The following is a 12,848-nucleotide window of genomic DNA, read 5'->3' as shown; positions in this document are numbered from 1 at the left end:
AAAAATCATTTCACTCTGTATAATATTTAGTAATAAAAGCACGCCTGTAAAAGCGTGTTTTTTTGTTGTTTTCTGCGGTGAAAACAAAACAACCTGAATTCAGTATGGGTCAATCTCACTAGTTTCAGGGATAAAATAGAGTGGTGTAAGTTCTAATTTTGAAGTGTTAAAAAAACACATTCAATATGAAAAATACTTTATTTTATTTAGCGCTAATCCTAGTTCTATGTTCTTCTTGTAGCAAAAAAACGTATTCAACATTGTATAATGATAATCTCGTTTTAGAACAAAATGACACGAGGTATTATTTACCGAAAGACCTATTAAAATTTGAAATTATATATACCCTAAATGAGCCAAGATATCAAAAAGGGGACATTGACCGAGTTTTAAAAATGCAGCCTACCAAAATTACGATTGAAGATCCAATTGTAATGAGAAGACTTTCAGTGCCCGATACGTCTAAAATGTTTGTAATTACAGGAAAACAATTATCTGAGTCATTTTTTGTTAGTATGGAGGGATGTCAGGAAAACCCGGAATTAGAAAAAACAACAAGTACATCTATTAATAAAAAGGATAGTAATGTGCATGATTATTCGTCATTTACAACCTCTCGTATGGAAACAAAAATGTATGATGCAGTAATCGAATTAAAGAATAATATGCCTGAAATAGTATCAAAAAAAGAAGCAGAACGTTCCTTAAATACAATATCATTTTATAAAAGTCAGTTTAAAATCTTGAATGAAGATTTTCAACCTTATGTAAAACAGTACAAGGTAAAATATACAGTTATTATCGATCCATTGCAATTATATAATAAGGATGGAAATTGGTCAAGTATTGAAGGAGATGATGTATATCATTCTATTTTTCCAGAACATATTTTTGAAGGGAAAGGTGATCTAAATGATATTGTAACAGTAAAAGTAACCCAACCTAAAGCGGATTTATTAGACGAATTAGTAAGCGAAGAACCTATAGAAGGTATTATTTATAGAAATACGTCCCCATTGAAGATAGAAATAGCTCTAAATGATAATACACTATCAAATGATACCCTAGCACTAACGCAATTAGAAACATTTAAAACCATTTCTGTTAAGGATTTTGAAGCAACAAGTTTAGAATCTGTACTTTTATTTAGGCCAAAGGCATTTATAAATATAGCGGATACTATTCCTGACTTTTTAGAAGATGTAGAACTTTTGGACTTTGATTCAGATAAAATTAGTGAAGTGTCGCAAATAGCGATTAAAAATAAATATAAAGAAAAATTAAAAAGTATCGACTCGCTTATCGAAAGTCTTAAAGCGCACAAAGCAACCTTGTAAAGCATCTCAAATTATAATATCACTGAAAACCGTTACTCAAAAACCTAAGCAAAGCTTCATTTTTGTAATATATCAATAATAAAAAATAACTTTATGGACAAAGCTAAATTTGAAGAGATAGTTAAAATTGAAAAATACGATTTATATAAAAAAGAAGCGTATTTAAGATCTGTAATGTTACCCTCTATTAAAATAGTAGGAGAAAATCGCAGTAAAGAAAATGTAGGTTTAAGTAAACAAGGAGGCTATCCAGAAGTACCTGAAGATTTTGAATGGCCTAAACACGAGTTTGGTGATTATCGTTTTGCATTACAAATTAATTTAAGTGAAATTAAATTTGAAACGCCACTACCAAAAACAGGAATGTTAAGCTTTTTTATTGCTAATGATGATGATAAAAATGTTTTTTTTGGAGCAAAAGATTATGCAAAAGTCTATCATTTTGAAGAAGGTACACCCTTAAAAACCTATGTAAATCCCAATTTAGATTACTTCTATGTAGATCATTGTATACGCATTGACTTACTCGAAAATGTAGATATACCTTACAGAGAAGAGTTATACAAAGATAAAGGATTAAATAAAAGGCAACTAGATTACGTTTGTAGCAAAGTACCAGATATGGTAAGCAAAAAAACGTTCAGCTATTTATTTGGATACCCATATTTCAACACCTTAGCTTATGATCCTCGTAAAACGGATGAATGGACGTCTTTACTTACTTTGCGATGGAATAATGTTTTTTCTTGGGACTGGGATATGGATGAGTTTCTAATGTTTTTTATTGAAAAAGATAAACTTGCCAAAGGAGATTTCTCTAACATTAGAACCGATTTAGGTTAATAATGCAGCGGTAATTTTTAATAACATGCACTAATGAAAATAACCAAAGATACGCTCAAAAAAGATCCACGAAGCGAAGATTGTTATAGAACAACAATTTTATTTGGGCAAAATACAATTGATATCAGCCTAAATATAGAAGACCTTAGTTTAGATGACATGATTGCTTTAGGAAATTTATTTTTAGAAGATTTTGAAGATAAAAAGAACAAAGCAACAGATGAAATCGTAAGTGCGTTTTACGAAAATTACAATGAAAACTGGGCCGATGAAGACAATGGATATCCAGAGTTAAGCAAGCCAGAATTCAGACAAAAATTAACCATAACAGCTATTCATTTTTACGCCAAAGATTTGATAGATGTCATTTATAATGAAGATGGAATGTTCGGGAATCATTATTTAATCGCGCAATCTTACGATGGTGAAAATTTTGACGATAGCACCATGTTTGGTTAAAAAAAACACGAAAAATGACTGTAGAAGACCTAAAAAATAAAATATCTAAACCGGTTACTAAATTTAACACAGGTGGCTTTAGACCCAAAAATACTATTGAAGAAAGTTGGATCGGTAAAGTCTTTGCTTATCATGAAGATGAAGACATTCCGTTAGATAAAAACGGAGATCAAATGTTTCCGTTGGCGCAATTTTACCTTCCTAATTTACCTTACGTTCATCCAAGTCTTAAGGATACCAAACTCATCACTGTTTTTGTTTCTGCAGAATGGCCAGAATGTTTTGAAGATATGGGAGACCATTGGGTAATAAGAGAATATAACAACTTAGAAAATATTCAAATTAAAAATATAGAAAATTCAGACTCGTTTATAAATGCTTTTCCGTTACACGCAGAATTAGACGAAAATGATTTCCCATTATGGGATGGTGGCGGTTTATCTCTAGAAGATGAAGCAGAAATTTTAAAACTAGAAGACGAAGGTGTTATCGACGATTATTTTGATATCACAGATGAAATTACAGCACATATTTACGACCACAAAATAGGTGGTTATCCTTCTTTTTGTCAATCTGGAATAGGCGATGCTGATGGTTTTGGAAAAGGCTTTCAGTTTGTGTTTCAAATTTCATCAGATGAAAAAGCAAATTTTAACGTGGTAGATAATGGTAGTTTAATGTTTGCTAAAAATAACGACACCAAACAGTGGAGTTTGTATTACGATTTTTATTAATTGAAAATTTCAAAATGGAAAACATAAAAATAGAACAAGCCTACCAAAATACATTTTCAGGTTTAACCATGTATTATAGAGATTGTGAGCTTTCAGAGGATTTGGTTACGCGCTATAAAGTAGACCAAATTATACAAGAACGTGGTTTTACAGATGTTTCTAACCAGGCAGAAGGTTTAGCTAAAAATGTACGCTTTGCTATTGCCTCTAATTCGGCTTCAAACTTAGGTGGTATAAATCCTGAAGTAGCAAAATATGGTTTTCATTTAATTGCTTCTGGAGCCTATTTTAAAGTTCTAGATATTTATAAAATTGGGCATAAAACACAGATTATGCTAATGCATTTTAATGAAGCCTATTTAGAAATTTTCAACAGTACTAAATCTAACATAGAAGACAAAATAGTACTTGTGGGTAGAAAAAGTTTAGATACCAAAATAGTAATGCAACCTCATTCTATTTTAAATAATGAAGAATGGACAGCACGCACACAAAACCCCATCGGAATGTCTGAAACAGGTACATTCTTTCTTTAAACAATAATAATAATAAAACTTAAAATAATAAAACAATGAGTCAAGACAACAATATCGTTTTTGCTAAACAAAACGAAAAAATGAAAGCGGCTTACCTTAAAGCACAAGACACGTTTAACTATTTCTGGAGAGAAATATATTGGGAAGGAAAACGTGTGGTTCCTGCGCATAATTTGTCGTTGGTAAAAATTCCTTTTCAACAAATGGCTGAAGGTGAAGATCAACCTACTGTAGAACATATGTGGATTAGCGAAATCGCTTTTGATGGAGAACATATTACAGGTGTTTTAATGAATTCACCTAACCTATTAACTAATGTTGCCGAAGGCGATACCGTAACTAGAAAGGTCTCTGAAATATCAGATTGGATGCTAGCAATAGACCATAAAACGTATGGAGGTTATACCATTCAAGTCTTACGTTCAGATATGACGGAAGAAGCAAGAAAGCAACACGATGAGGCTTGGGGATTAGATTTTGGAGACCCTAACCATATTCTAGTGGCTTATCAGCAAGAAGACAATGAAGAAAACCTTATTGAACACCCAATGAGTAAAGTAATGGAACAACCTGCTAGAGATTATTTTGAAGCTAATCTAGACGTAGTAAAGGCTGTAGATGAAAACGGGGTTACTAGATTACACACAGAAACTATTGCAGGAAACAAAACAGCAGTAGATATTTTATTGGAATTAGGCGCGGATAAAACGGCTAAAACCAATACAGATAAAACCGCTTTAGACTTTGCTACGGCTTTAAATTGGTCACACCTTATACCTGTTTTAAAATAATGTAACGCATCATTTTTGAAATGAAAACCACATTTACATCCATTTTTATAGGAATTTTATCCATACTTGCACTTTCTTGGTTGTTTATTAACCATCAGGAAGATGTAAGCATGGATTTAATTTTTGATAAAAAAATTATAGATGGAGACCTTGTTTTTCGCTCTGTAAATACTGGAACTTTAGACGCAACACATTATAATGAATTTGGAATTATTGAAAAATCTTTAGGAAAACTATATGTTTGGGATAACCAAAATACAATGAAAAGAAGTTTTCAAGACTGGGTGAAAGAAGGAAACGGTGGGCATATTAAAGTTTATAGTATAAAATCTTCAAACTTTAATATCAGTACCTTAGAACTTCAAAACGGAACTTATAGCCATGTTATGAATTCTGAAGCCTTAGAGTTCGTAACTGAGAGTAAGTGAAAAATTTAAAAAATCTAAAATGGATACGATAGCAAATAAATACATAGCAACACTCAAATGCGCTTATTATAATGCAAAAGGAAAAGACATTTGGGATCATTTTGAGAGCGTAAAACACGGTGCTGCATCCGAGCATTTAGATCAGGTAAAACTCATCTTTCCTGAGGTTCCTGAAGCATTATTGCATTTACTAACGTTTGTAGATGGCACGTATTGGAGAACGTATGGTGATGACGATATTATTTTGTTCTTTTTAGGTTCAGACATGGCTGAATATCCGTATTATTTATTGTCTTCAGAACAAATTATTGAAAATGAAAATGTAGCAGCAAGCTATTATTCAGATTATATAGAAAGAGCTTATGAAGGTGTCGATATTGATGAAAAAATCACCAATAAATCAGAAAATCTAAAGTGGCTTCATTTTTCAGATTGTATGAATAATGGCGGAACGTCTCAGTTGTTTATCGATTTTAGTCCTTCTGAAAAAGGAACAAAAGGGCAAGTTGTGCGGTTTCTTCACGATCCAGATGAATTTAAAGTAATAGCAGATAGTTTTGAAGACTATTTACAAATGATGATGGATAAGAAAATGGATTTTATTAATGAAGATGATTTAGAATAAAATGGACAAAACAACATATAAAAATAAATTTACAGAAGAAGATGCTGTGGGTTGGATAGCTATAGACAACGCTTTAGAAAATATTTACGGAGACACCGAGCCAAAACATTACGGCCCTTTATGTGGTATTCATTTTAGTGTAGGCGGTACAGATCCTATAGATGGTGCCAGTATTTACGATTCTAATCATCAGGAAGCACACAAACATTTGGTGAGTTATGGGATGTCTGAATTATATTATGATGAAGATAAGACAGAAGAAGAGTTTAGCAAATGGGGTTTTGAGTTTACTTTCAGATTAAAACCTTTTAAAGAGGATAAAGGCGAGCCAATTTGGGCGATTCAAGTTATGAATAATTTGGCGCGCTATGTTTTTAGCAGTGGTAAATGGTTTGAAGAGAATCATTTTATACCTGCAAATGGCCCAATTAGACGCAATACAGAAACTAAAATTGTAGGTTTTGTTTTTGCTGTTGACCCCGAATTAGGAAAGATTGAAACCCCGCATGGTGAAGTTGCATTTTTACAACTTGTAGGTATTACAGAAGATGAGGTAGAACGTTTAAAAGCAAACCCTACAACAACTGCAGTAGAAGAATTAATTAAGGAATTAAAAGAAACAAATCCATTATTAATAACAGATTTAGAACGCAAATAGTTTAAAGTGTTTATTATGAATTTAGAAAACGCCATCACACAAATTAAAAACTTCCAAGTTAGTGACGCTATGGAAGATTATGATATTAGTGAATTCTTTGATGCTATTGGCTTCCAATTAGAAGCTATAAATCGTTTTACAGATTCACAAATACAACAACTCATTCAAACACTTTTTAATTTTTTAAAACGTCAAGATCCAGAATTAGATGAAGATTTTTCTTTCATTCATTTTATAGAAGCTCTAGATCAACCCGATTACAAAATTTATAATGCTGAATTGCTGAAATTCAATACAGAAAACGGTACGATTACTTCGACACTTTTATTGAACCGGTTTATTAATGGTTTAAAAGAAGAAGAACGTATAGAACACATCGATTTATTAAAATCGATTGCAGATAATGCGAATTATACCGATTTAGTGAGAGCTGAAGCATTAAGTTATTACGAACATCAAATGGAAAAATAATGTACATAGAAAACGTACTCTCAAAAACTAAAAATATTTTACTTAATTTAAGTACTTCAGAGACTAAATCAGAAGCATTAGATTACTTGTTAGCCAACTTTAACGGATGTGTAGTAACACGTTTTTCTGATATTGAAAACACAGAAAAATCAATCCGAATTTTTGCTCTGGGAGATATAACTTTGTTAGACGTTAAATCTGAAGACGTTTTCATTATCAAAGAATTTTCTTCTCATTACGAAAACCATTCTACGTCAAATTTTAAGATGATTAGTGAAGGACAAGTCCCAATAAATGTACACAATGCAGGTGTGTTTTATCGTCAGTTTTTTGAAGACGAGAATTACTTTTCTAAAATAGAGACAGAGCATCAATTTCAACATTTAACAGAATCGACCAAACAATCTGTAGCTTTAAGAAAAGGCATTTATTTAAGTGAAATCACCAAAGAAAAATCGACTAAAAATGAAGAGCAACTTCATTTTAAATTATTACGATGTTCTACCAACTTAACAGGGCCAACAGATAATTTTAGAGCCACAGATACGTATATAGTCAACAAAATTAATGAAGCGGTAAAATTTGATTTTGAAAAAGAAACCGAATTAAACCACGTATTAGCTCAGATTTACGAAAATAAAAAGAAAGATAAAGACCATTCTAAAGATGTAAAAGCGAAGATAAAAGCACATTCCGACAAAACGAAAGATATGCCAACAGAAGGTTTAATTGCCTTCTGTACGTTTTATGATACAACTAATTTTGATAAATTGAGTCCTTCTAAAACGAATAAGTTTGATAGAGTTTATGGTAAATCTAGCGGATTAAGTCGCTTACTTTTCAAACTTAAATCGTCTGTAAACGATGCTACTTTAGTTAAAGAATTTTCGATGACTTTATATCCGAATTCTGTCTTTTTAATTCCGTTGTCTACCAACAGATTATACACGCACGAGATAAGACCATCGGTTTTAGATATCGATTTAATTCCGATTAGAATGGGGTATGTTATACGCTGTTCTAATCTAGAGGCTGTTTATACAAACGGTCAAACCTATATTAAAAATGAAGACGAGCGGATTAAGTTAGAACCAATGGTTACCGAAAATCTAGAAGATTTAAGAACGTCTTATTACGAAGAAAACAAGACCGTAAAACGTGTAGATTATGGTAAAGTTCACTTTAGTATGAATACAGGAGATTATAAAAAACCAATCTATTAATCTGAAAGCATTATTGTATGAATACGTATCCGTTTTATAAAACGACACTTCCTTTAAAAACCAATTGTTTCGAATGTTTATCTAAAGAAATCAGTTTTGAAGCCTTAGGCAAAGGACGCGTTGGAAATACTATAATAAAGTGCTTAGATAAAGGTATTCCTGTAGTAAGAACCACAACGAAGTTTAGTATTCCTGCTCATTATTTTACTGTAAATCATCTTGATATTTTAAATCATATTAATAACACATTAGAAGCCGAAAATCAACCAAAAACAGCTTTTAACTGTGGACTTATTGAAATATATGACGAGAATTATACCAAAATGGGCTATCATTCCGATCAAAATTTAGATCTAGAACCGAACTCTTATATTGGTTTGTTTTCATGTTATAAACATCCTGAAACGCTTACGGATGCAACAACTCGTATTCTCAGAATTAAAGATAAATCTACCGAAGAAGAATTTGATATCGCATTAACACACAATTCTTTTGTTTTATTTTCTGTGGAAATGAATGCTAAATATTCACATAAAATAATTTTAGAAAACCCAAACCGCGAAGCACTAAAATTAGCCGATAACAAATGGTTAGGCATCACTTTTAGAACCTCTAAAACCTTTATTGAATTTAAAAATAACAAGCCTTATTTTGAAGAAGGTGCAGTAATGGAACTCGCAAATGAAACGCAAGAAAAAGAATTTTACAAATTGCGGGGTCAAGAAAATAGAAGTCTAGATTTTACATATCCAGAGATAAAATATACGCTTAGCAAAGCTGATTTAATAAAGCCTATTAGCTAATAACAAAACTAAAAATGAACTTATGATACTCGCTTTTGACACTTATTATTACGACGGAAAAGCCAAAACCATTGCGGTAAGTTTTAACGATTGGGAAGACGACGAACCAACAAAAATTTATACTGATATTATTGAAGGTGTAGCACCATACGAACCAGGATCTTTTTACAAACGCGAATTACCGTGTATTTTAAGTCTTCTTAAACAAGTAAATCTAGAAGAAGTCGACTTAATCATTGTAGATGGTTATGTGATTTTAGAAGAAAAACACTTGGGCTTAGGTGGTTATTTGTACCAAGCTTTAGAAGGAAAAATTCCGGTTGTAGGTATTGCAAAATCTGAGTTTGTATCTAAAACTTCTGTATTTAAAGAAGTGTTTCGTGGCGAAAGTAAAAAACCATTGTATGTGACCTCTATTGGTACAGATAGAGATGAGGTTTGTAACGCCATAGAACGTATGCACGGTAAATACCGAATGCCGACGCTATTACAAATTGTAGATACAAAGACCAAAGAAAATACTAAGAACTAATATTAAAAAAAAATATAATTATGAGTACAGATTTTATTATAGAAAGCATTGATCTTGCTAAGAACCTGTTTAGAAAAAATTATAGAGATTTTATTACAGAAAAACAGATAACGGTTACTGTAGAAGATGAAGATTTTAAACTATTTAGTTTTGAGAAGATGATTTCCTTAACAAACATTGATGGTATGGAAGTGAGCGAAGCTCGTGCCTTAAGAGCTTATGCCACTACATTAAATGATGTGATGGGACCGACAAGTTATGATCAAAAAGGGAAAAAATGGAATATGGCAATGTTATCTGCGAGCATCACTATTGGTAAAAATTCAGAAGGAGATTTGTTGTTTGTCGACAGACATGATGGTAAAACACTTTATATTTTTCGTCACGATGACGGAGGTTTATTTAAAACCAAAATGACGTTATACAAACTTATTAAAGCCTATTCCGAATAATTTACTTTTTTATTTGATATATAGTCTTGAACAATTTATTCCTTGTTTTGATGACTGAAGTTTCCTAAAAAAATTATAAAATCAGTCTGAAAAATTATAAAGTAACGTTAAGAGTGCAGTTTTAATTGGTGGCAAATAATTTAACCTATAAGTTTGAGTAAATCTTAAATTCAATAATTATGTTCAAATCATCTAAAATTAAAAGTTTATTTCTAGCTGTGTTTGTTTGCGGGTCCATGAGTCTTATGGCCCAAGAACAAGACATATCAGATAAAGAATTAGGTCAATTTGCTGATGCTTATACAGAAGTGCAAGTACAAAATCAGAAGTCTCAAGAAAAAATGATAGCCATCATAAAGGATGAAGGGTTAGAGGTAGAGCGTTTCAATGAAATACAACAGGCAGAAATGGATCCAAATCAAGAATCGGATGCTACAGAAGCTGAAAAGGAAAAGCATGAAAATGTGATTGTAAAGTTTGAGGAATTGCAGCCAGAAATTGAAAAAAAGGCAATAGCTAGTATAGAATCTGCAGGGATCACTTTACAAGATTATGAGAAAATAGGTGCAAAAATTCAGGCGGATCAAAGTCTTCAACAAAGACTACAAGCCATTATAGTAAAGCGTCAAAGTGATAAGTCTTAAAGATTATTAGCTTTTCTACTTAAGCATAAATGCCAGGTTTCTTTATATAACAAGAGCCCTGGCATTTATGTTTTAGGTAAGATTTAGATTGAAAATTCATGAATGTTTCAATTCCTACTAAAGCACCTGAACGCACATCTCCTTTATTCGATTCCATTTATCCAAAATTTTCGATTTATAAACAACGAAGATATTTGTTATCTACTATTTTTAATCCTCAAATTATTCGGTGTATCTTAAAAACAAATGCTTTTTATTTTTAATGATGTCTGCTAATTTTTCAAATTCTGATTCGGTGGTGTTATACAACTTTGCCAAGTCGGTTACCAATGCTTTTAATTCATTGTCTTTTAAGGGGTCATTTTTAATAAACCCTAAAAAGGAAGCGCCTATTCCAAAAAGTTCAAGATTATATGTTTCAAATAAGTGTTTAGATAGCGCGTAATTCTCAAAAGGACTGAAGTCGGCATCAAAATATCCATTCGGAAACCCAGTAAGTCCTTCGTATGGTTGTTCTACAGGAAGAATCTTCATGACAACCTGTTGGTCTAAAAATGCTAAAGGAGATTCATTAATGTTTTCTAAATCTAAAACATCGTCTTCAGAATTGCTTATGTCTTTTTTACAAACGGTTTCAAAATCAATTCCTTTTGTTTGTTTTAAAAAGTTTTCTCTGATAATGAAATATTCAGATGGTGTAGACAAATGCCCCAAATGCTCGTTATCTTCATCATAGCACGCTTTATCAAGTCCAGATAAATCATAACCTTCTGTATCCAGCAGAGAATTGTAATCACAAGCGTGCCCACTAGTATATTCGGCTTGACCTAAATCATCAAGCGTTAAGATTATGGTCTTGTCAGGATGATTTTGTTTATAGGTTTGATAAACCTCCATAAGTTCCTCGTACGATTTTATATTTTCGATTAAGAAACTGTCAAATAACCTTTCTTGGTAAGGCTCCCGAGTTCTAATTAATTTTTCTATTTTCATAAGTTTTTGTTTTGGGCTATCGGTATTTAGGAGATCTAAAAATGTAATGAGCTATTAAGCCGACATACGGTTAATAGCTTCCATACGTTTTAAAATAATAGGCACAAACAAAGCGAATTTGGCATTAAATTCCTCTTGGGTTTTAGACGTGTTTAGGTTGGCGCCCATAGTCGTCCAAGTATTGAATAAAGCATCTTCGTTGGAAGCTTCATCAGTATCAATATTTAAGGCTTTAATCAATTTGAAGTTTTCATCTTCACTATAAAAACCAGAGGTTTTTACAATTTCAAAAACGAGTTCAAAAATACTTCGGGTATCTAAAAGTTCACTGATTTTTATTTCGGCTTTTTTTTGGGTACTTATAGACTCAAAAATGTCTACCATTAAATTTTGTACTCTGGCGTTAATACTGAAGTCTAGATTTTTCAATTGTTGTGTGTTTAAGTTGTAAAATAATTACCGATGCGTGCACACCGGTAACTATGTCTTTATTTTATTCTGAAAATTATAGAGGAATATGTCCTACAATGTCACAGTTTGTTACTGAATACACAAGGTCTGCGATACGTTCGTTAGGATTTTCATCATCATTCCAATTGTACTTATGTAGGTAAGCAAACTTATCTTTAGTCTCTTTATCTGCGTGTTGTGAAATAATCATTAGTTCACCATATTTGGATGTAGACACAAATAAATCTTCTGAATCTAGCATAGCGTGAGCTTTTGTCATTTCTACTTTGCTAAAGACGCGTTCGCTAGCAAAATACGTATCAATAGAAATAAGTGCCTTATTGTCTAACGCTTCGGTATATTCTAAAGTAGATTCTAGATCGTCTAAGTTTTGATACGCGTCATTAAGTAGTGTTGTTCCATCATAAATTTCTAAATCGGCCATCGTTAAGTACACAAAACCATCTGGTGTGTCTATACCATATACAGCAACAATTTTAGAAGGATCCTCTTCATTATCACCTTTTATTGCTGTGGTTTGTAGAATTTCACCATCTAGGCCTTCCCAAGTTCCAGCTTTTACAATAGGATAAACTTTATATTCTCCTTGGCTTGCTTTTTCTACGATGGTTTTAATCTCTGCTAAATTTTCTTTTCTATTAAGTGTATTAATTTTCATGTTATTTGTTTTATTATTTATGACAAAATTATCGAAGCCCGTAAAGAATTTTATCACTGTATTCAGCCATTTGCAAATTTTATGAATTATCTGTAATACTTACTTAAATAGCTTAAGGCATAAAAAAATAAAGACATTCTTTAACGTTAGAATGCCTTTATTGGTTTTAACTAGTTTAAAAATACGGTTA

Annotated in this window: 17 protein-coding genes and 1 pseudogene; 15 read left to right on the top strand and 3 right to left on the bottom strand. The window is 31.9% G+C overall.

Going from position 1 to position 12,848, the window contains the following annotated elements; translation table 11 throughout:
- The first annotated feature begins 185 nt into the window (after window positions 1-185).
- The 15 genes and pseudogenes from HM986_RS12590 (at window position 186) to HM986_RS12520 (ending at window position 10,536) form a co-directional block, all read left to right on the top strand.
- Window positions 186-1,337, top strand: coding sequence for a hypothetical protein (locus HM986_RS12590; protein WP_179335445.1), 1,152 nt, complete (start codon window positions 186-188; stop codon window positions 1,335-1,337).
- A 93-nt stretch (window positions 1,338-1,430) separates the two neighbouring features.
- The gene (locus HM986_RS12585) at window positions 1,431-2,180 is read left to right on the top strand and encodes a DUF1963 domain-containing protein (protein WP_179335444.1); all 750 of its coding nucleotides are present in this window, start codon (window positions 1,431-1,433) and stop codon (window positions 2,178-2,180) included.
- A gap of 33 nt (window positions 2,181-2,213) precedes the next feature.
- Window positions 2,214-2,639 carry a DUF2262 domain-containing protein gene (locus HM986_RS12580; protein WP_179335442.1) on the top strand — a complete coding sequence of 142 codons (426 nt, stop codon included), beginning with the start codon at window positions 2,214-2,216 and terminating at the stop codon, window positions 2,637-2,639.
- 14 nt (window positions 2,640-2,653) lie between these two features.
- The gene (locus HM986_RS12575; protein ID WP_179335441.1) at window positions 2,654-3,373 is read left to right on the top strand and encodes a DUF1963 domain-containing protein; all 720 of its coding nucleotides are present in this window, start codon (window positions 2,654-2,656) and stop codon (window positions 3,371-3,373) included.
- A gap of 14 nt (window positions 3,374-3,387) precedes the next feature.
- Complete coding sequence (locus HM986_RS12570; protein ID WP_179335440.1) at window positions 3,388-3,909, top strand: hypothetical protein; 522 nt, start codon at window positions 3,388-3,390, stop codon at window positions 3,907-3,909.
- Window positions 3,910-3,944: 35 nt separating this feature from the next.
- On the top strand, window positions 3,945-4,700 hold the full coding sequence (locus tag HM986_RS12565; RefSeq protein ID WP_179335439.1) for a DUF2314 domain-containing protein: 756 nt from the start codon (window positions 3,945-3,947) through the stop codon (window positions 4,698-4,700).
- Window positions 4,701-4,720: 20 nt separating this feature from the next.
- Window positions 4,721-5,128 carry a C40 family peptidase gene (locus tag HM986_RS12560; protein WP_179335438.1) on the top strand — a complete coding sequence of 136 codons (408 nt, stop codon included), beginning with the start codon at window positions 4,721-4,723 and terminating at the stop codon, window positions 5,126-5,128.
- 19 nt (window positions 5,129-5,147) lie between these two features.
- Window positions 5,148-5,753 carry an SMI1/KNR4 family protein gene (locus HM986_RS12555; RefSeq protein ID WP_179317830.1) on the top strand — a complete coding sequence of 202 codons (606 nt, stop codon included), beginning with the start codon at window positions 5,148-5,150 and terminating at the stop codon, window positions 5,751-5,753.
- Window position 5,754: 1 nt separating this feature from the next.
- Complete coding sequence (locus tag HM986_RS12550) at window positions 5,755-6,411, top strand: suppressor of fused domain protein (RefSeq protein WP_179317831.1); 657 nt, start codon at window positions 5,755-5,757, stop codon at window positions 6,409-6,411.
- Window positions 6,412-6,426: 15 nt separating this feature from the next.
- Window positions 6,427-6,882: a hypothetical protein gene (locus HM986_RS12545; protein ID WP_179335437.1), complete on the top strand. Its 456-nt coding sequence runs from the start codon at window positions 6,427-6,429 to the stop codon at window positions 6,880-6,882.
- Window positions 6,882-8,105 carry a hypothetical protein gene (locus HM986_RS12540; protein WP_179335436.1) on the top strand — a complete coding sequence of 408 codons (1,224 nt, stop codon included), beginning with the start codon at window positions 6,882-6,884 and terminating at the stop codon, window positions 8,103-8,105. The genes HM986_RS12545 and HM986_RS12540 overlap by 1 nt, the downstream gene beginning before the upstream one ends.
- A gap of 17 nt (window positions 8,106-8,122) precedes the next feature.
- On the top strand, window positions 8,123-8,908 hold the full coding sequence (locus tag HM986_RS12535) for an alpha-ketoglutarate-dependent dioxygenase AlkB (protein ID WP_179335435.1): 786 nt from the start codon (window positions 8,123-8,125) through the stop codon (window positions 8,906-8,908).
- 19 nt (window positions 8,909-8,927) lie between these two features.
- Window positions 8,928-9,440 (top strand): annotated as a pseudogene (locus HM986_RS12530) (endonuclease V); the annotation flags it as partial.
- A 20-nt stretch (window positions 9,441-9,460) separates the two neighbouring features.
- On the top strand, window positions 9,461-9,892 hold the full coding sequence (locus tag HM986_RS12525) for a hypothetical protein (RefSeq protein WP_020894878.1): 432 nt from the start codon (window positions 9,461-9,463) through the stop codon (window positions 9,890-9,892).
- A gap of 179 nt (window positions 9,893-10,071) precedes the next feature.
- Window positions 10,072-10,536, top strand: coding sequence for a DUF4168 domain-containing protein (locus tag HM986_RS12520; RefSeq protein ID WP_020894879.1), 465 nt, complete (start codon window positions 10,072-10,074; stop codon window positions 10,534-10,536).
- A gap of 222 nt (window positions 10,537-10,758) precedes the next feature.
- Here HM986_RS12520 and HM986_RS12510 read toward each other — a convergent pair whose 3' ends face one another.
- The 3 genes from HM986_RS12510 to HM986_RS12500 all read right to left on the bottom strand — a co-directional run bounded on the left by HM986_RS12510 (window position 10,759) and on the right by HM986_RS12500 (window position 12,658).
- Window positions 10,759-11,529 (bottom strand): hypothetical protein, encoded by a 771-nt coding sequence (locus HM986_RS12510; protein WP_179335434.1) that lies wholly within the window; start codon window positions 11,527-11,529, stop codon window positions 10,759-10,761.
- A 54-nt stretch (window positions 11,530-11,583) separates the two neighbouring features.
- On the bottom strand, window positions 11,584-11,958 hold the full coding sequence (locus tag HM986_RS12505; protein ID WP_246288503.1) for a hypothetical protein: 375 nt from the start codon (window positions 11,956-11,958) through the stop codon (window positions 11,584-11,586).
- A gap of 76 nt (window positions 11,959-12,034) precedes the next feature.
- Window positions 12,035-12,658, bottom strand: coding sequence for a hypothetical protein (locus HM986_RS12500; RefSeq protein WP_179335433.1), 624 nt, complete (start codon window positions 12,656-12,658; stop codon window positions 12,035-12,037).
- Between the last annotated feature and the right edge of the window lie 190 nt (window positions 12,659-12,848).

The organism is Winogradskyella costae (assembly GCF_013403865.1).
Lineage (GTDB): Bacteria > Bacteroidota > Bacteroidia > Flavobacteriales > Flavobacteriaceae > Winogradskyella > Winogradskyella costae.
This window is presented reverse-complemented; position numbering and strand designations above follow the sequence as displayed.